The sequence below is a fragment of the Micromonospora sp. WMMD710 genome, from assembly GCF_029626045.1.
In the GTDB taxonomy this organism is placed as follows: Bacteria; Actinomycetota; Actinomycetes; order Mycobacteriales; family Micromonosporaceae; genus Micromonospora.
Genome location: NZ_JARUBD010000001.1, coordinates 5995387 through 6013056, shown reverse-complemented (window position 1 = coordinate 6013056; position 17670 = coordinate 5995387). Strand labels below are relative to the sequence as shown.

The following is a 17670-nucleotide window of genomic DNA, read 5'->3' as shown; positions in this document are numbered from 1 at the left end:
AGATCCGCCGTACGTCTGTCCGGTTGGCCCGATCGGCGATCCGGCCCGGTGCGACCGCGCACCATCGGACGCGGCCCAGTGAGTTGAGTTCGGATTCCGTGAAATCCGATCTTCCGCGGATATCCCCCTCGATCCCTTCATGTCACACCCACCGATGGGACGCAGCGTGGCGGCGACCAGGACGAACCGTGACATCGCTCGAACTGACGCAAAGCCGACTCGCTGACGACGGTCCGGGCCACGGCGGTTCGGTTAGTTTTCCGGTCCGGTGCACGGGACTCATCGGCGAAACCCCACACCGCGCCGCCCCAGCCTGACGCCGGAGGAGACACACCATGGCAGTCCCCGCACCGCGGGTCCGTCGACGGCCCTCCACACTGGGCCGGCTGCTACCGCTGTTGCTCATCGCGGCACTGCTGGCACCGGTGGGTCTGCTCCTCACGCAGACCTGGCGGCACACCGGTGACGACCGGGACCTGGCCGCCCGGGAACGACTCGGCGTCCAGTACCTGCGCGCCCTCGCCCCGGTCACCGACGCGCTGGTGGACGCCCAGTCCGCCGCGGTCAACGGCCGTCCCGCCTCCGGCGAGACGCTCGCCCGCACGGTCGAGGAGGCCGCCTCGGTGGACGCCCGGATCGGCGTCGAGCTGCGCAGCCAGGAACGCTGGGCCGGGCTGCGCGCCAAGCTGGAGGCGCTGCGTGACCGCAGTCCCGCCGACCCGGCCGCCGCGTTCACCGCGTACAGCGAGGTCACCGACCTGCTGCTGGCTCTGCACCGTAAGGTCCGGGAGAGTTCCGGCCTGGTACGCGACCCCGCCGCCGACTCGTACTTCCTCCAGGACAGCGTCGGCCAGGAACTGCCCGAAGCGGTCGTCGCCGCCGGCAGGCTCGCCGACCTGGGTGCCCTCGTCGCCCGCCGACCTGCCGCCGAGCAGCCCCGCGGCCTCCTCGAACTGACCGCGCTGCGGGTGGCCGCGCTGGCCCCCGCCGCCGACGTGGTCGACAACCTGAGATCTGCCGTGGACGGCTCGGAGAGCACCGACCTCGGCGCCAACGTGCTGACCCCGCTGGACAACTACCAGCGTTCGGTGGAGGCGCTGGCCGCCTACTCGATGCCGGCCGACGGAACCGCCACGGTGGACCCGGGCCGGCTCGGCGCCGCCGGGCTCAACGCGCACACCGCCGCCCGGCAGCTCCAGCCGGTCATCCTGGCCGAACTGGACGCCCTGCTGGTCGAACGGATCGACGGCCTGGACCGGGACCGCTGGTTGACCACTGGCGCGGCGGCGGCCTTCGTGCTGCTGTCGGGCTGGCTGGCCGGGCTACTGATCAGCGCCGACCGTCGCACGCGCCGCCGCGCCGCCATGCCCATCCCGGGCACCGATAGCCCCGACGAGCCGACGCCGGCCGACGCCTGGCAGCCACCGATCGGTGCGGGCCGGGCCGGCGACCACCGGGCGCTGCAACCGGTCGGCGCCGCCCGTGAGCCGGAAGCCACCCAGTGGGGGCCGTTCGATGCTGCTCGGTAGGCTCCGGATCCGCGGCAAACTCGCGCTGCTCGTGGTGATCCCGCTGCTCAGCATGGTCGGCCTCGCCGTGCCCGTGGTGCTCGAACGGGTGGCCGCCGCGCAGCGCGCCGGCGACATCACCGACCGGGTACGCCTCGCCAGCCGGGTCGGCAGCCTCGTCCAGGACCTCCAGCAGGAACGCATCCTCTCCGTCGGCTATCTGCTCGGCCGGGTCGAACGCGCCGAGGTCATCCGCAAGTCCGCCGACGTGGACGACCGGGTCGCCGACCTGCGGGCCGCCGGCGGGGACGCGCTGACCGGTCGGGTCGACCGCTCCCTGGACGGCGTGTCCAGCCTCGTCGACCTGCGCACCGCCGTGCTGGCCCGGGTCGCCAACCCGGGCCAGGTGATGGCGGCGTTCGGCCCGGTCAACATGGGGATGATCGAGTCGCTGCGGCTGGTGGTCGGCGTGGACACCGACACGTTGCCCGGCCGCCAGGTGCTCGCCCTCGACGGGCTGCTGCGCGCCGACGAGGGCCTGGGCGCGTGCGCCACGCTCAGCCTGCTGGTCAAGGCGATCGGCACCCCGGACACCACCGCCGGCTACGTGGCCTGCATCGCCGCCCTCCAGGTCGACAACGCGCGCTTCCGCAGCCTCATCACGCCCGAACAGCTCAAGGTGGCCCAGCTCAACGACGCGGCGGTGGCCGCGCGTACCAGCCCCGACTTCCTGGTCACCAGCGCCCGGGATCCGGCCGCCGCGGTCCGCGACGTGCCGATGGACGCGCTCTTCCCGGCTGTCCGCACGATGATCCGACTCGGCCAGTTCGTCGAGAAGAAGCTCGTCGCCGACGTACTCGCCGAGGTCACCGCCGAACAGCGGCGGGCGCTGACCGCCGCGTACCTGGTCGGTGCGGCGGCGGCGCTGATCCTGGCGCTGGTGGTGCTGCTCAGCGCCGCGGTCGCGCGAACGGTGGCCCGGCCGCTGACCCAGCTCACCCGCTCCGCCGACCGGGTCGCCCGGGTCGCCGAGGCGGAACTGGTGCGGGTCACCGACGACGAGACGGAGAGCGCGCAGTCGATCCGGTTGGAACCGGTGGACATTCGGGCCAACGACGAGATCGGCGACCTGGCCCGGGCCTTCGACCGGGTGCAGAGCACCGCCTCCCGGCTCGTCGAGCGGCAGGTCGCCGGCCGGCGCAACGTGGCGCAGATGTTCGGCCACGTCGGGCGGCGCACCCAGAACCTGGTGGGCCGGCAGATCGCACTGATCGACCGGCTGGAGGAGCAGGAGGCCGACCCGGGCCGACTGGAACACCTGTACCGGCTCGACCACATCTCCAGCCGCCTGCGGCGCAACGCCGGCAGCCTGGTGGTGCTCTCCGGCTCGGCCGGTGCGGACGCGCACACCGCGCCGGTGCCGCTGGCCGACGTCGTCCGGTTGGCGCTCGGCGAGATCGAGGACTACACCCGCGTCGAGGTGCGGGTGCCGGCGGGCGTCTCGGCCGCACCGGCGGTGGTCGGTGACCTCATCCTCGCGCTGGCCGAGCTGATGGAGAACGCCACCGTCTTCTCCCCGCCGCACACCCGCGTGCTGGTGAAGGGTGAGACGTCCGAGCTCGGCGCCCGCGTCACCGTCGTGGACCACGGCATCGGCATGTCCGAACAACGGCTGGCCGAGGAGAACGCCCGGCTCACCCGACGGGAACGGCTCGACCTGGCGCCGACCGAGGTGCTCGGCCTCTTCGTGGTGGGCCGGCTGGCCCGCCGCCACGGCTGGGAGGTGAGCCTGGCCGCCACCGCCGGTGGCGGGGTGACCGCCCAGGTGGAGATCCCGTCGGCGTCGCTGGTGCTGCGCCGCGCGGACCGCGCCGGCGCCGTCGTGGCCCGGGTCGCGGTGCCCGACCGGCGTACGACGACCGTGCTCGACCCGGACGGCGGTGCGCCGGCCTTCGCGGCGGCGACCATCACCCCCGCGCACTTCGACTCGGACCTGCTCAGCCGCGCGACCCGCAGCCTGGAGTCCGGCCCGTCCTGGAACGCGTTCGGCACCGCCACCAGCGCCGAGCAGCCGACGCCCACCGCGCCGGCGCCACCGCGCCCGGAGCCCTCGGGTACGCCGAACACCCCCCGGATCCGGCAGCGGGTCCCCGGGGCCAGCCTGCCGCCCACCGCCGCACCGGCGGGGCCGGTGGACGCGACCGCCGCCGACCCGGCCGCCGCCCGCGCACTCGTCGAGGCGTTCCAGTCCGGCGTACGCCGGGCCGAACTGAACACGCCGACGGCTCCCGGCCGCCCCCGGCTGAGTCGACGGGTACCCGGGGCGAACCTCACCGTCACCCCACCCTGCCCGCCGGCCAGCACACACCTCGGCGACCCGACCGAGGTCCGCCAACTCATCACCGAGTTCGAGGCGGGCGTCGCCCGCGCTCTCCGCGAAGTCAGCCCAGACCGCCGGAACGAAGAAGGATCATCACGGTGACCAGCCCCTTCCTGCACGACAACGTCGACCACCAGAACCAGAGCGGCGCCACCGGCGATCTCAGCCCGGAGGCGCGCACCTTCAACTGGCTGCTGGACTCCTTCACCTCCAGCACGGCCGGGGTGCTGGAGGCGATCGCGGTCTCCTCCGACGGGCTGCTGATGGCCATGTCGGCGATCAAGGACCGCTCCAACGCGGAACGACTGGCCGCCGTGGTCTCCGGCATGACCAGCCTCGCCGGCGGCGCGGCCAGCTGGTACGCGCTCGGCGGCCTGAACCGGGTGATCGTCGACATGGCCGACGGCTACCTGTTGATCAGTGCGATCAGCAGCGGTTCCGTGCTCGGTGTCGTCGCCGACCGGTCGGCCAACCTGGGCACCGTCGCGTACGAGATGACGCTCTTCGCCGGGCGGGCCGGGAACGCCCTCACCCCACGGCTGATCGTCGAGCTGAAGAACGCCGTCCAACAATGACCCCCGACGTCGCTGGCGAGGAACCGGACCCGGAACCCGGGGCCCGGATCCGCCCCTACCTGCGTACGCCCCCGCCCGGGGATGGTGCGCCGGCGGCGACGGTGCAGCCCGAGCCCGGCGACGGCCGGCCGGCCGGCCCCCGGCCGTTCGTGCTCACCTCCGGCCGGGTGACCGGCGCCGACCCGGCGATCGGGCTGGAGACGCAGGTGACCGTGCGCACCGAGAGCGGCTGGTGGACCGGCACGCAGGACGCCCTGCTGGCACCGGAACACCAGGCGATCATCGCGCTCTGCGCCGAGCCGATCTCGGTGGCCGAACTGTCGGCCCGGACCCGGCTGCACTTCGGGGTGGCCCGGGTCCTGGTCGGCGACCTGCGGGCCGCCGGGCACCTGAACGTGCACGTGACCGACGCCGACGACGCGTACGACCCCGACCTCATCCTGCGAGTGATTGATGGACTCCGTGCGATCTCCTGAATGGCCGGTCGCCCCGCTGGGGGGTCTCGCCGGCAACAGCGCCACCGCCCGGTACGGCACCTCGCCGGGCAGCGGCCCCGTGCTCGGACGCACCGGCCCGCCGGCGGCCGCACCACCGCCGTACCGCCCGCCGGCCGACAGCGGGTCGACGCCGCCGCCGGTCAACCGGCCGGCCGCACCACCGATCCCGGTCAAGATTTTGGTCGCCGGTGGCTTCGGGGTGGGCAAGACCACCACGGTCGGTGCGATCTCCGAGATCGCGCCGCTGACCACCGAGGCCGAGATGACCAGCGCCGGGATCGGCGTGGACGACCCGGGCGCCCGGTCCGCCAAGACCACCACCACGGTGGCGATGGACTTCGGCTGCGTGACCATCGACCGCAGCCTGAAGCTGTACCTGTTCGGCACACCGGGGCAGGCCAGATTCGGTTTCATGTGGGACGACCTGGCCCGTGGTGCGCTCGGCGCGCTGGTGGTCGTCGACAGCGCCCGGCTGGACGACTGCTTCCCGGCGGTCGACTTCTTCGAACGCGCGGGACTGCCGTTCGTGGTCGGGGTGAACGCCTTCGACGGGCGGCTGGCACTGCAACTCGACGAGATCCGGTGGGCGCTGGCCATCGGCGATCAGGTACCTCTGGTGCAGTTCGACGCCCGGGACCGGCTGTCGGTACGGGACGCCCTGCTGGTCGTCCTGGACCGGGCGCTGGACCGGGCCACCCGGGACAGGAGGGCCTGAGCCGACCGGCTCCGGCCGTGGCGGGAAGGGGTGATCTGGTGAGGGGCGACCTGGACGAGACGCTGGCCCGGCTGGCCCGGCGTGAGGAGGCGCTGCGCCGGCGGACCAACGACCGCGACGACAGCACACCACCGCCCGGTCCGGTCGGCGGCCCGGCCCACCACGCGAGCGGCCCCACCGACCCGCGCGGCACCCGGCCGGGCCGGCACGCCGGGCGGGACACGCCCGACGATCCGCCCGGATGGGGGCCGGTCGAGGAGGTGGCCGAGGCGGTCCGTCAGGTCGTCGACGCCCACCCCGGTCTGGCGGTGACCGTCCGGGTCGAGCACGCCGGGCGGACGTACCCGCTGCGGGTGTCCTGGGACGGCCCGCGCGCCACGGTCGGCCCGGAGCCCCCGGCGGCCCCGGCGGAACCTCCGCCGTCCTGGCCGATGTCCGGGCGGACGGTGCCGGCGTGGGCACCGGGCCCGGACGGGTTGACGCCAGACCCGGCGGCCCGCCTCGCCGAGCTGATCCGGCGGGATCCGTCGCTGCTCGACGAGTTGGATCCCCGGCGCTGACGGACGCGGGACTGGTCGCGGGCGGCTACGGTCGGGCGGTGGCGCAACCCGACCTGACCCTGACGGCGAGCCTGCGGCCGGCCGCGTTGGACGCTCGCCGTGGCATCGTGCGGCTGCACCCGGAGGCGCTGACCGCGCTGGGGCTACGCCCCGGCGACCCGGTCCGGCTGGCCGGCCGCCGGGACACGGCCGGGATCGTCGCGGCCGCCGACCCGGGCGCGAGCACCGCCCTGCTGTACGCCGACGACCTGACGCTGGGCAACCTCGGCCTGCGCGACGGCGGCCAGGTCCGGGTGACCCCGTTGCCGCTGGCCGCGGCCGGCCGGGTCACCCTGACCGGGCCGGTGGGGGTGATGGCGGCGGTCAGCCCGGAGATGCTCCGGCTCGCCCTGCTGGGCAAGGTGGTCACCGTGGGCGACGACGTGTCGCTGCTGCCGCAGGACGTGCTGCCGGACGCCTCGGTGCGCAGCCTGGTCGAGGCGGCCCGGCGCAGCCTCGCCAACACGGTCGGCTTCGCCTGGACGAGCACACTGCTCACCGTGGTCGCGGTGGAGCCGGCCGCCGGTGCGCTGGTCACCATGGACACCACGGTCGGCTGGGAGCACGGCCACACCACGCACGGGCGCGCCGCGCACAAACCCGAAACGCGCGGGAACGCCCCGACCGACGCCGCGCCCGTGGTGGTCCCGGCCGACGACGCGCCGGACGTGGACGAGCTGCCCGGGTTGCGGGCGCAGGCCGAGGAGCTGACCGAACTGCTCGACCTCGGCTTCCACCACCGGGAGGTGCTGGGGCGCCTCGGCACGACCATCTCGCTGGGCGTGCTGCTCGGCGGGCCGGCCGGCTCCGGAAAGTCGGCGCTGGTCCGGGCGGTCGCGGCCCGCGTCGGTGCCCGCGTACACCCGCTGTGGGCACCCGAGGTGGCCGCGCTGACCAACCAGGCCGCCGCGGACCGGCTGCGGGCCGCGGCCACGGCGGTACGCGCCGACGGGCCGGCGGTGCTGCTGGTCACCGACGTGGAGGCGCTCGCCCCGGCCGACGAGCCCGGCCCGGTGGCCACCGTGTTCCGGCAGGTGCTCGCCGAGACCATCCGGGCCGGTGCCGCCGTGGTGTGCACCACCAGCCGGCCGGAGACGGTCGACCCGGCCCTGCGCGCGCCGGACCTGCTGTCGCTGCGGATCAGCATCCCGCTGCCCGACCTGGCGCTGCGCCGCGAACAGCTCACCGTGCTGACCCGCCAGGTCCCGCTGGCCGACGACGTACGCCTCGACGAGGTGGCCGCGCGTACCCCCGGGTTCGTGGCGGCGGACCTGGCCGCGCTGGTCCGCGAGGCCGGCGTACGGGCGGCGCTGCGACAGAAGGTGGCCGAGACGCCGACGGTGTCGATGGGCGACTTCACGGCCGCCCTGGAGGTGGTCCGGCCCACCACGATGGCCGCGTCCACCCTGGAGGTCGCCTCGGTGACTTTGGACGACGTCGGTGGCCTGGGCGAGGTCAAGCAGACGTTGACCGAGTCGGTGCTGTGGCCGCTCACCTACCCGGACACGTTCGCCCGCCTCGGCGTGCAGCCGCCGCGCGGCGTGCTGCTCTACGGGCCACCCGGCTGCGGCAAGACGTACCTGGTCACCGCGTTGGCCGGGTCGGGGCGGGCGAACGTGCTCTCGGTGAAGGGCGCGGAACTGCTCTCCAAGTGGGTCGGCGAGAGCGAACGCGCGGTACGCGAGCTGTTCCGCCGGGCCCGGGAGGCGGCCCCGACGCTGATCTTCCTGGACGAGGTGGACGCGCTGGCGCCGGTACGCGGTCAGGCCACCGACGGAGGCACCACCGACCGGGTGGTCGCCGCGCTGCTCACCGAACTGGACGGGGTGGAGACCCTGCGCAACGTGGTGGTGGTCGGCGCGACGAACCGGCCGGACCTGGTCGACCCGGCGCTGCTGCGGCCCGGCCGCATGGAGCGGCTGGTCTACGTGCCGCCACCGGACGGGACCGCCCGCGCGGAGATCCTGCGGGCCACCTCCCGACACGTGCCGCTGGCACCGGACGTCGACCTGGCCGCACTCGGCGACGACCTCGTCGGCTTCTCGGCGGCGGACTGCGCGGCGCTGGTCCGGGAGGCGGCGCTGGCCGCGATGCGCGAGTCGTTGACCGCCGCGACCGTCACCGCCGCGCACGTGGCGTCGGCCCGGCAACGGGTACGCCCGTCGCTGGACCCCGACCAGGTCGCCTGGCTGGCGGCGTACGCGGCCGGCCGGAGCTAGGACGCCCCGCGTCGCCGGCCTGGCCGGAGCCAGCAGAGGCGAAACGCGTCAGGCGCTTTCAGAGAGCCGGAGGCGTCGAATCGAGGCATATTTCGGCGCGCACCTTGCCGCCGGCCTCGTGCAATTTCGCACCACATTTTTCGAGTACGGTGACCGCCCCGATGTTGTCCGGCGTCGTCTCCGCCACCACGGCCCGCATGCCGGCCCGCGCGGCGGCGTTCAGCAACTCCCGCAGGGCCACGACGCCGATTCCCTGACCACGCGCCGAGCGCCCGAGCCACATCCCGGTCTCCACCGTGCCCGGCTCGTCACAGCGCGTCATCCGGACCATGCCCACCACCTCGCCGCCGACGAGGATCGCGTACATCTGGGAGCGGGTCGGGCCGTCCAGGCCACCGAAACTCGCCCGGTGGAACTCCCGGAACGCCTCCCGGCGGGCGAGCGACCAACCGGCGGGCGCCTCCACCGGAGGCATCACATCATCCGGCTCGGCCTCAGCAGCCGCTACGGAGAGCAACGGCTCCAGGTTCTGCTCGTCCACCGGCTCCAGCCGGACCGCACCCGCCACGTGCCGCAGTCTGCCGGCCCCATCGGCCGAAGTCCACCCCATTGGACATCCACTGGCGGTCCGGTCACCGGTACCGGCCGGTCGGGCGGCGTGGGTGTCCTTCCTCACGCTCCGTCGTCACCCGTCGGGATGAAAAAGTTTCTCAGGCCGTCGGTCCGAACTCGCAGAACACCACCGAGGCGTCGTCGGTGGCCTTGTGCCGGCGCAGCCGGTCGGGATGATCGCGCTCGGCGTCGCGGACCCGGTCGAGCAACGCTCCCGGCCCGCCACCACTCAGCAGGTCGAGCAGACCCGCCCAGTCGGTCAACCCGAACTGCTCGACCGCGCTGGACGCGCCGTCGCTGAGCAGCGCCGCCCGGCGCACCGCTCCGGGACCGTGCCGGGGCACCGTGCCGGTCACCGCGTGGAACGCCGCGTCGGGGTCAGCCGCCGCCACCCAGTAGCCGTGCGTGCGGTTCATCCGCTCCCGCTGCACGCCCACCGCGTGCCGGAACCGGGTCACCGGGTCGGCGACGCCCGCGGGCACGGTGGCGACCGTCCGGCGCAGCTCGGCCATCGCCGTCTCCAGCCGGTCGTCGGTCACCACACTGACCTGCCCACCGGCGTCCAGCACCAGCGGACTGTCGCAGAGCACCAGATAGTCGACCTGGTCGCCGCAGTCCCGCAGCAGGCACACCGTGCTCGACGGGGTGCCCGGATGGTCGAGGTCGCACTGCCCGCCGTGGTCGGCCCGCACCGCGAGAATGGCCGCGGCCAGGTTGCTGGCCAGCCGGGCCGCGGGCCGCACCGCCTCGGCGACGCCGAGCCGGGCCGCCAGGTGCCGGACGTACCACTCGGGTCCGTGCACGCAGCCCGTGTCGAAGCCCTCCGGCACCGTCGCGCCGTCCAGGACACCGACCAGCGGACCGAACCGGAAGACCAGGTCCTCGTTGACCCCTCGGCCCGGGGCCGGCGCGGACGCGGAGCGAACCCGCATCACCGGCGCCGGCCCCGGCGCGCCGACCGGGTCAGCGCTGTCGAAGGTCGTTGGCGGCCGCATGCGTCTCCCCCTGCACCTGACCGGCGGCCGAGCGGCCCTCGTCGCGTACGGCGGACACCCCCTGCTGGGCGGCGGACCGCACCGACTGGGCCGCCTGCTGCGCGGGCTCCCGGGCCTGTCGCCGCGCCTCGGCGGCCACCTGTCCGCCCTGTTCGGCGGCGGTGTGGGCCACCTGACCCCCGGCCTGCGTGGCCTGGTGGCCGACTCGGGATGCCTCCTGGCGGGCCTGCCGCGCACGGCCCTTCAGATTCGTTGCCGTCATGCTCCGCTCCCCTCCTGGGTGCTCGGTCGCCTGGCGACCCCGGAACACCTTCCGCCTACCCGTCCGGCCCGTCGACATGCCGCACGGCCTGCGGCGCGGCCCTGCCGGGGGGCACCGAAGGCGTCCAATCGACCGCATCCGGGCGGACCCGACAGGTAGCGTCAGCAGGGGTTGACTCCGGACGGCCGGGCGGGGGCGTAACAGGCTGAACCGCCCACAGCGACAGGGGGATCGCGATGTTGCAGCGGTTGCACGAGTCAGGGCTCAAGGCGGATCACATGTACATGGCCGGCTTCGTCAGCATCGGCCTGTCGTTCACCAGTTGGTTTCTCTCGAAGCACCTGGAGCGGGCCGGCGTGGCGCGGGCCGACCGGTGGGGCATCTTCATCGGCGAGTGGGCGCCGACGTTCTTCGCCATCGGCAACGGCCTGCAGGGGTACGAGAAGAAGTAGCTGCCGTCAGCGGCGGCGGTTGCGGGCGCGCGACGAGCGCAGCCGGCGGAGCCGGCCGATCAGCACAGGGTCGGCGGCGAGGGCCGCCGGGTTGTCGAGCAGTCCGTTGAGCAACTGGTAGTAGCGGGTCGAGGAGACCCCGAAGGTGTCCCGGACGGCTTGCTCCTTGGCACCCGCGTGTCGCCACCACTGCTGCTCGAAGGCGAGGATGGCGCGCTCCCGCTCGGTCAGCCCCGGCTCGACGGGCTCGGCGGGGGCCGGCTCGTCGGTGGCGTCGACCGACCGCGCCGGTTCGTCGGCGGTCTCGATGGGCGGCGCCGGTCGGGGCGTCGGGACGGTCGGCCCGGTGCCGCCCGCGATGTCCGCCGGGCGAGCGTCGGTGGACGGCTCGGGGGCGGTGGCGTCGGCGGACATTCGCTCAGCCTAGCCAGCCAGGAGCCCGGTCGCAGCAGCCGGCGCGGCGTCCCACCGACGCACGAAGGCCCCCGGGGGGAGCCGGGGGCCTTCGTGGTCGATCCGTCAGGAGATGTCGCGCCGACGCATCGCCCAGAGTGCCGCGCCGAGGATCACCACCACACCGATCGAGAACAGGACGGACGACTGCTGCCAGGTGATGTCCATGGTCTCCGGTTCACACGACCCGAAGTAGGTGGCGTTGCAGGAGTCCCAGTTCTGCAGGGTGACCGTCTTCGTCATCCAGGCCAGCGCGTACGTGGGCAGCAGCCACGCCTCGGCGAACTTCACGCTCGCCATCGACAGCAGGATGCCCAGGCCGAACTGGCCGACCACCATCAGGGCCACGACGCCACCCAGGGCCATCGCGGTGTGCCGGCCGAGCGAGGCCAGCGCGAACCCGATGGTGGTGAGCACGAGGACGAGCGCCACGCCGCGCAGCCCGGTCAGGGCGAACGACTGCCAGGCCCCCGAGGTCATCTTCTCGGTGCTGCCCCGGAAGCTGGCGACCGCCCAGAACCCCGCGAACCAGAGCACCGCCGCGGGCAGCGTCACCGCCAGGATGCCGGTGAGCAGCGCGGCCAGCTTGGTGAGCAGCACGGTGAGCCGCTTGGGTCGCCAGAGCAGCAGGTTCATCATGCCGCCGGTGCTCCACTCGGCGCCCACGAAGGACGCGCCGACCACGAACCCGACGAGCGCGAGGATCGCGGCGAACGGGACCAGCGTCTCGTCGAACGTCTCCCGGAAGTTGAACGTCGAGGGCAGGAACCACTCGGCCTTGATCTCCTCCCGGGGCGGCGGCGCGATCACCGAGCAGTCGTCGGGGTAGCGGCCGTCGGTCGCCGTGCCGGCCTTCTTGGCCTGCTCGCACGACACGCGCTCCTGCTCACTCCAGCGCACCTGGTCCTGGTACTGCTGGTCGGCCTGACGCTCGGCCTTGGCGAGTTGGTCGGCGCCGATCTTCTGGTTGGTGAAGAAGACCCCGACCACCACCGCGGCCAGCACCAGCAGGCCGAGCAGCGTCATGTACCGGGTGAAGCGCCGCTTGGTGAGCCGGCGCAGCTCCGTACGAAAGAGGCTCACGCGCCCCACCCTCCCGCGGTGGCGCCGGGCTGACCCGTCCCACCGACCTTCATGGACTCGTCGACCTGCCGGTGCTGGCCGGGTACCGGCGCGGTGGCGGTCAGTTCGAGGAAGACGCTCTCCAGGTCGACGGCGATCGGAGCCAGCTCGCTGACGTAGAGGTTGTGCTCGGCGAGCAGTCGCGTCACCGAGGCCGGCTTGTCGACGCCGGCCAGCATCAGGTGGTCCGGGTGCCCGGTGACCAGGATCCCGGCCCGGGTGAGCGCGTCGGTGGCCGCCGGCAGGTCGCTGACCGCCTCCAGACGGACCCGGACCGCGCCGGACGAGTGCTGGGCGAGCACCTCGTCGACCGGGCCGAAGGCGACCCGCCGGCCCAGCGAGATGATGGTGACCGAGTCGCAGATCAGCTGGATCTCGCCGAGGATGTGGCTGGACAGCAGCACCGTCATCCCGGATTCGGCGAGGGTCCGCATCAGCGTGCGCATCTCCCGGATGCCGCCCGGGTCGAGGCCATTGGCCGGCTCGTCGAGGATGAGCAGCTTCGGGTTCTTCAGCAGGGCGGACGCGACGGCGAGCCGCTGCTTCATGCCCAGCGAGTACGTCTTGACCCGCTCGCCGGCCCGGTCGCGCAGCCCGACCAGCTCCAGCACCTCGTCCACCCGGGCCTGCGGCACCTCGCCCGCCCCGGCCAGCAGGGACAGCGTGTCCCGTGCGGAGAAGTGCGGGAAGAACTGCGGGCTCTCCACGATCGCGCCGACCTGGCCGGCGACCGTGGGTAGCGCGTCGGGTACCTCGTGCCCGAGCAGCGTCATCCGGCCACCGTCGGGCCGGATCAGGCCGAGCAGCGTACGCAGCGTGGTGGTCTTGCCGGACCCGTTGGGGCCCAGGAAGCCGTGCACCTGCCCCGCGTCGACCCGCATGTCGAAGCCGTCGAGCGCGTTGCGGGTGCCGCGTCGACGACTCTTGTACGTCTTTCGTAGACCTTCGATCTCCAGGACAGCTGGCAAGCTGCACCTCCCCCGATGGTGGGCGTGACAGCCGACACCATACGCGGTATGCAGACGGGTGCAATACCGGGTATGCATCGACGCGCCGAAAGAGCTAATTCATCGACGGAGCGTGACCGGTCAGGCGCAGATGACGTGCACACCGGCGGCGCGGAACGCGTCCACCACCTCCGGGGCGGCACCCGAGTCGGTCACCAGCGTCTCCACCCGCTCGACGGGGCAGATCCGGGCGAAGGCGTGACCCCCCAGTTTGGACGAGTCCGCGATGATCACCACCCGCTTGGCACGGGCCACCATCAGGTTGTTCATCGCCGCCTCCCCCTCGTGGTGGGCGGCGGCACCGAGCTGCGGGTCGATCGCGTCCACGCCGAGCAGCGCGATGTCCAGGGTCACCTCGCGCAGCAGCGCCCCACCCAGCGGGCCGACCAGCTCGAACGACTTCGGGCGTACCACCCCGCCGGCCACCACGACCTTCATCCGGGACCGCACCAGCAGCTCGTTGGCGATGTTCAGCGCGTTGGTCACCACGGTCAACTGGGCGCCCTCGGCGCTGGTGTTCAGATCCGGGCGGACGGCGAGCGCGCGGGCCACCTCCGTGCTGGTGGTGCCGCCATTCAGGCCGACCACGGTGCCCGGGGTGACGAGCGCGGCGGCGGCCGCGCCGATCCGCTGCTTCTCGGCCGAGTGCTTGGCCGTCTTGTAGCGCAGTGGCAGGTCGTAGGAGACGCCGTTCGCGACCGCGCCGCCCCGGGTCCTCGTGATCATCTGCTGCTGGGCGAGCTGGTCGAAGTCGCGCCGGATGGTGGCCTGGGAGACGTCCAGCCGCTCGGCGGCCGTCTCGACGCTGACCCGGCCGTTGTCGGTCAGCATCTCGAGCAGGGCGTTCCATCTGGCGTACCGGTCCACCGCGGGGGTCCTCCAGAGACTGCACGGACGGTGATTGATTGCGTGCACACTAGTGCGCGAAACTGGGCGGGCGCAAAAGACTGGGCTGCGCGACCGGCCGGTCGGTTGCCACGGCCACCCGCGTTCGCGCAGAATAACGCGCGAAATACGGGTGTAACGAGCCGTATCGCGCACCGGTCGGCCTTGCGAGGAGTTTCCCATGGCGTACGTGGACGCGGAGATCGCGAGCCAGCCCGACTGCTGGCGGGAGGCCGCCGGACTGGCCGGGGTCGTACGCGATGACCTGCCGCGCCCCGGCGAGCGGGTCGCCGTCGTCGGTTGCGGCACCTCGTGGTTCATGGCGATGGCGTACGCGGCCCGCCGGGAACAGTCCGGCCAGGGCGAGACCGACGCGTTCCAGGCGTCCGAGTTCCCCGCCGGCCGCCGCTACGACCGACTCATCGCGATCACCCGCTCCGGCACCACCACCGAGGTGGTGGAGCTGCTCGCCGCGCTCCGCGGGCACACGCCCACCACCGTCCTCGTCGGCGACCCGACGTCCCCGGCGGTCGAGCTGGCGGCCGCCGCGGTGACCATGCCGTTCGCCGACGAGCGGTCGGTGGTGCAGACCCGTTTCGCCACCACCGCGCTGGCCCTGCTGCGGGCACACCTCGGTGACCCGGTGGCCGCGCTCGCCGCCGACGCCGAGGTGGCGGTGCGCTCCCCGCTGCCGATCGACCCGGCCACCATCGGGCAGGCCACCTTCCTCGGTCGGGGGTGGACGGTCGGGCTGGCCCACGAGGCAGCGCTGAAGTGCCGCGAGGCGGCCACGTTCTGGGCCGAGGCGTACCCGGCCATGGACTACCGGCACGGCCCCATCTCGGTCGCCGCGCCCGGCCGGCTGGTCTGGGCGTTCGGCGAGTTGCCGGAGGGGCTGCCCGAGGACGTGGCCGCCACCGGAGCGGCCTTCGTGCACAGCCGTACGCACGGCTGGCGCACGGTGCTGGGCAGCTGGTCCGCCGGTCGTACCCCGGTCGACCCGATGGCCGACCTGATCCTCGCCCAACGCTTCGCGGTCGCGCTCGCGACCAGTCGGGGCCTCGACCCGGACGCGCCCCGACACCTGTCCCGGTCGGTGGTGCTGGCGTGAGGGACGCCGACGCCATGGACGCCGACCGGGTGGTCGTCGCGCTGGACGTTGGCGGCACCGGCATGAAGTGCGCCCTGGTCCGCCCGGACGGTGTCGCGGTACGCACCGAACGGCACCCCACCGACGCGACGCGCGGCCCGGACGCCGTGGTCGGCACCATCCTGGACGTCGCCGTCGGGCTCGCCGACAAGGCCCGCGCCGACGGGCTCACCCCGGTCGCGGTCGGCATCGCCGTGCCGGGCGTCGTGGACGAGGCGCGCGGGGTGGCGGTCTGGTCGGCAAACGTGGGCTTCCGGGACGTACCCCTGCGGGACCTGGCGGTGTCGCGGCTCGGCCTGCCCACGGCGCTCGGCCACGACGTGCGCGTCGGTGGTCTCGCCGAAGCACGGCTCGGTGCCGGGCGCGGCGCCGGGCACGTGTTGTTCGTGGCGATCGGCACCGGCATCGCCGCCGCACACGTGGTCGACGGCGCCGCCGCGGTGGGCGCGCACGGCGCGGCCGGCGAGATCGGCCACATCATGGTCCGGCCGGACGGCCCGCGCTGTGGCTGTGGTCGACCCGGCTGCCTGGAAGCGGTCGCCTCGGCCGCCGCGATCGGCCGCCGCTACGCCGACCAGGCCGGCGAGTCCACCGATGGGGCGGTGACCGCGGCCGAGGTGGCCGAACGCGCCGCGGCCGGCGAGCCGCTCGCCGGTCGGGTCTGGCAGGAGGCCGTCGAGGCGCTCGCCGACGGCCTGGCCACCGGGCAGGCACTCTTCGACGTGGCGACGATCGTGCTCGGCGGCGGCCTGGCCCAGGCCGGGGACCGGCTCCTCACCCCCCTGCGGGCGGCGCTGCACGAACGGATGACCTTCCACCGGGAGCCGCGGTTGGTCGCGGCGGCCCTCGGCGACGAGGCCGGTTGTCTCGGTGCCGCCCTGCTCGCCCTGGACGCCCTGGGTGTCCGTGACCATCAGGAGAAACGATGACCGTACGGGTGAACGGCCGAGTGGTGACCCCGACCGGTGTCATCCGGCAGGGCTGCGTCGAGTGGGACGGCGACCGGATCACCGCCGTGGCCGAGTATCCGTCGGTGCGGGACGGGCACTGGATCCTGCCCGGCTTCGTCGACATGCACACGCACGGCGGTGGCGGGCACACCTTCACCACCGGGGACGCCGCCGAGGCCCGGGCGGCTGCCGACTTCCACCTGGCGCACGGCACCACCACCCTGCTGGCCAGCCTGGTGAGCGCTCCCTTCCCGCTGATGCGCACCGCCACCGAGGCGTTCGCTCCGCTGGTCGAGGAGGGTGTGCTGGCGGGCGTCCACTTCGAAGGGCCGTACCTGTCGGCCGCCCGCTGCGGGGCACAGAACCCGGAGTACCTGCGCGACCCGTCCACCGAGGAGCTGACCGAGCTGATCGAGTTGGGTCGCGGTGCGGTCCGGATGGTCACCCTCGCCCCCGAACGGGAGGGCGCGCTGGAGGCCATCAAGCTGCTCACCGCGCAACGGGTCGTGGCCGCGGTGGGGCACACCGACGCCACGTACGAACAGACCCGCGCCGCCGTCGCCGCCGGCGCCAGCGTCGGCACCCACCTGTTCAACGGGATGCGGCCGCTGCACCACCGTGAGCCGGGACCGGTGGTGGCGCTGCTCGACGCGCCCACCGTGATCTGCGAACTCGTCGCCGACGGGGTGCACCTGCACGACGGGATGTTGACGTTCGTCACCGCCACCGCCGGCCCGGACCGGGCCGCGCTGATCACCGACGCGATGGCCGCCGCCGGTATGCCCGACGGCGAGTACGAGCTGGGTGGCCAAGCCGTCACCGTGACCGACGGGGTGGCGCGGCTGGCCCGCGACGGTGCGATCGCCGGCAGCACCCTGACCATGGACGCCGCGCTGCGGCACGCCGTGTCCAGCGGGATCCCGATCGCCGACGCCGCCCGGATGGTGGCCACCACGCCGGCGCGGGCCATCGGCCTGGGTGACCGCGTCGGCGCCCTCCAGGTCGGCCTCCGCGCCGACCTGGTGGTGCTGGACGACGACCTGAACGTGGTGCGGGTGCTGCGCAACGGCTCCTGGGTGGAGTGACACCGAGGCCGGTCGGTTGCGGTCGAGCCAGCCGGGCGCGGTCGAGCGAGCCGGGTCTGTTGCGCGGCCTGTAGAGCTGCCCCACATGTGGGGCCAAGGCGGGCAGCGGACGAAGCATCGGAGCGGAGAGCGAGCAAGGCAGCTGCGGAACGCAGCCGCCCCACATCTGGGGCAGCTCTACACGACTACCAGAGACCGTCTGGA

The 17670-nt window shown here is 73.7% G+C and carries 18 protein-coding genes; 11 read left to right on the top strand and 7 right to left on the bottom strand.

Annotated elements, in window-relative coordinates:
* Window positions 1-335: 335 nt before the first annotated feature.
* From O7620_RS27825 to O7620_RS27795, 7 genes are read left to right on the top strand one after another with little or no spacing between them, the layout of a single operon-like run.
* Window positions 336-1529: a hypothetical protein gene (locus tag O7620_RS27825; protein WP_278126079.1), complete on the top strand. Its 1194-nt coding sequence runs from the start codon at window positions 336-338 to the stop codon at window positions 1527-1529.
* Entirely contained in the window at window positions 1516-3990 is a 2475-nt protein-coding gene (locus O7620_RS27820; protein ID WP_278126077.1) for a nitrate- and nitrite sensing domain-containing protein, read from the top strand. The genes O7620_RS27825 and O7620_RS27820 overlap by 14 nt, the downstream gene beginning before the upstream one ends.
* A complete protein-coding gene (locus O7620_RS27815; protein WP_278126075.1) occupies window positions 3987-4463 on the top strand; it encodes a roadblock/LC7 domain-containing protein in 477 nt (158 codons plus the stop codon). Before O7620_RS27820 ends, O7620_RS27815 begins: the two co-directional genes overlap by 4 nt.
* Window positions 4460-4939, top strand: coding sequence for a DUF742 domain-containing protein (locus O7620_RS27810; protein ID WP_278126074.1), 480 nt, complete (start codon window positions 4460-4462; stop codon window positions 4937-4939). The genes O7620_RS27815 and O7620_RS27810 overlap by 4 nt, the downstream gene beginning before the upstream one ends.
* On the top strand, window positions 4917-5675 hold the full coding sequence (locus O7620_RS27805) for an ATP/GTP-binding protein (RefSeq protein WP_151488572.1): 759 nt from the start codon (window positions 4917-4919) through the stop codon (window positions 5673-5675). The genes O7620_RS27810 and O7620_RS27805 overlap by 23 nt, the downstream gene beginning before the upstream one ends.
* 38 nt (window positions 5676-5713) lie before the next feature.
* Window positions 5714-6235 carry a hypothetical protein gene (locus O7620_RS27800; protein ID WP_278126072.1) on the top strand — a complete coding sequence of 174 codons (522 nt, stop codon included), beginning with the start codon at window positions 5714-5716 and terminating at the stop codon, window positions 6233-6235.
* Window positions 6236-6273: 38 nt separating this feature from the next.
* Entirely contained in the window at window positions 6274-8493 is a 2220-nt protein-coding gene (locus O7620_RS27795) for an AAA family ATPase (RefSeq protein ID WP_278126071.1), read from the top strand.
* Between the two features lie 58 nt (window positions 8494-8551).
* Here the strand turns inward: O7620_RS27795 and O7620_RS27790 are convergent, their stop codons facing one another.
* The 3 genes from O7620_RS27790 to O7620_RS27780 all read right to left on the bottom strand — a co-directional run bounded on the left by O7620_RS27790 (window position 8552) and on the right by O7620_RS27780 (window position 10362).
* The gene (locus O7620_RS27790; RefSeq protein ID WP_151488574.1) at window positions 8552-9061 is read right to left on the bottom strand and encodes a GNAT family N-acetyltransferase; all 510 of its coding nucleotides are present in this window, start codon (window positions 9059-9061) and stop codon (window positions 8552-8554) included.
* A gap of 142 nt (window positions 9062-9203) precedes the next feature.
* Window positions 9204-10100 (bottom strand): hypothetical protein, encoded by an 897-nt coding sequence (locus tag O7620_RS27785; RefSeq protein WP_278126069.1) that lies wholly within the window; start codon window positions 10098-10100, stop codon window positions 9204-9206.
* A complete protein-coding gene (locus tag O7620_RS27780) occupies window positions 10069-10362 on the bottom strand; it encodes a hypothetical protein (RefSeq protein ID WP_278126067.1) in 294 nt (97 codons plus the stop codon). Before O7620_RS27780 ends, O7620_RS27785 begins: the two co-directional genes overlap by 32 nt.
* 236 nt (window positions 10363-10598) lie before the next feature.
* Here O7620_RS27780 and O7620_RS27775 point away from each other — a divergent pair, with 236 nt between their 5' ends.
* Window positions 10599-10814, top strand: a complete 216-nt coding sequence (locus O7620_RS27775; RefSeq protein ID WP_139587469.1) for a hypothetical protein — start codon at window positions 10599-10601, stop codon at window positions 10812-10814.
* 6 nt (window positions 10815-10820) lie between these two features.
* Here O7620_RS27775 and O7620_RS27770 read toward each other — a convergent pair whose 3' ends face one another.
* The 4 genes from O7620_RS27770 to O7620_RS27755 form a co-directional block, all read right to left on the bottom strand.
* Entirely contained in the window at window positions 10821-11228 is a 408-nt protein-coding gene (locus O7620_RS27770; protein ID WP_278126063.1) for a DUF3263 domain-containing protein, read from the bottom strand.
* Window positions 11229-11333: 105 nt separating this feature from the next.
* Window positions 11334-12350 carry an ABC transporter permease subunit gene (locus O7620_RS27765; RefSeq protein ID WP_278126062.1) on the bottom strand — a complete coding sequence of 339 codons (1017 nt, stop codon included), beginning with the start codon at window positions 12348-12350 and terminating at the stop codon, window positions 11334-11336.
* Window positions 12347-13357, bottom strand: a complete 1011-nt coding sequence (locus O7620_RS27760) for an ATP-binding cassette domain-containing protein (protein ID WP_278126061.1) — start codon at window positions 13355-13357, stop codon at window positions 12347-12349. The genes O7620_RS27765 and O7620_RS27760 overlap by 4 nt, the downstream gene beginning before the upstream one ends.
* A gap of 120 nt (window positions 13358-13477) precedes the next feature.
* Window positions 13478-14263: a DeoR/GlpR family DNA-binding transcription regulator gene (locus O7620_RS27755; protein ID WP_151488578.1), complete on the bottom strand. Its 786-nt coding sequence runs from the start codon at window positions 14261-14263 to the stop codon at window positions 13478-13480.
* A gap of 199 nt (window positions 14264-14462) precedes the next feature.
* Here O7620_RS27755 and O7620_RS27750 point away from each other — a divergent pair, with 199 nt between their 5' ends.
* Genes O7620_RS27750 through nagA form a run of 3 tightly spaced genes read left to right on the top strand, consistent with a single transcriptional unit; the run spans window position 14463 to window position 17466 of the window.
* Window positions 14463-15392 (top strand): sugar isomerase, encoded by a 930-nt coding sequence (locus O7620_RS27750; protein WP_151488579.1) that lies wholly within the window; start codon window positions 14463-14465, stop codon window positions 15390-15392.
* Window positions 15393-15406: 14 nt separating this feature from the next.
* On the top strand, window positions 15407-16360 hold the full coding sequence (locus O7620_RS27745) for an ROK family protein (RefSeq protein ID WP_278127175.1): 954 nt from the start codon (window positions 15407-15409) through the stop codon (window positions 16358-16360).
* The gene (gene nagA, locus O7620_RS27740; RefSeq protein ID WP_278126057.1) at window positions 16357-17466 is read left to right on the top strand and encodes an N-acetylglucosamine-6-phosphate deacetylase; all 1110 of its coding nucleotides are present in this window, start codon (window positions 16357-16359) and stop codon (window positions 17464-17466) included. The genes O7620_RS27745 and nagA overlap by 4 nt, the downstream gene beginning before the upstream one ends.
* The last annotated feature ends 204 nt before the right edge of the window (window positions 17467-17670 follow it).

Bases quoted from the DNA above. Each gene is read 5' to 3' on its own strand.
- O7620_RS27820 (WP_278126077.1), top strand. From the start codon at position 1,516: ATGCTGCTCGGTAGGCTCCGGATCCGCGGCAAACTCGCGCTGCTCGTG.
- O7620_RS27745 (WP_278127175.1), top strand. From the start codon at position 15,407: ATGGACGCCGACCGGGTGGTCGTCGCGCTGGACGTTGGCGGCACCGGC.
- O7620_RS27805 (WP_151488572.1), top strand. From the start codon at position 4,917: ATGGACTCCGTGCGATCTCCTGAATGGCCGGTCGCCCCGCTGGGGGGT.
- O7620_RS27825 (WP_278126079.1), top strand. From the start codon at position 336: ATGGCAGTCCCCGCACCGCGGGTCCGTCGACGGCCCTCCACACTGGGC.
- nagA (WP_278126057.1), top strand. From the start codon at position 16,357: ATGACCGTACGGGTGAACGGCCGAGTGGTGACCCCGACCGGTGTCATC.
- O7620_RS27785 (WP_278126069.1), bottom strand. From the start codon at position 10,100: ATGCGGCCGCCAACGACCTTCGACAGCGCTGACCCGGTCGGCGCGCCG.
- O7620_RS27810 (WP_278126074.1), top strand. From the start codon at position 4,460: ATGACCCCCGACGTCGCTGGCGAGGAACCGGACCCGGAACCCGGGGCC.
- O7620_RS27780 (WP_278126067.1), bottom strand. From the start codon at position 10,362: ATGACGGCAACGAATCTGAAGGGCCGTGCGCGGCAGGCCCGCCAGGAG.
- O7620_RS27775 (WP_139587469.1), top strand. From the start codon at position 10,599: ATGTTGCAGCGGTTGCACGAGTCAGGGCTCAAGGCGGATCACATGTAC.
- O7620_RS27770 (WP_278126063.1), bottom strand. From the start codon at position 11,228: ATGTCCGCCGACGCCACCGCCCCCGAGCCGTCCACCGACGCTCGCCCG.
- O7620_RS27750 (WP_151488579.1), top strand. From the start codon at position 14,463: ATGGCGTACGTGGACGCGGAGATCGCGAGCCAGCCCGACTGCTGGCGG.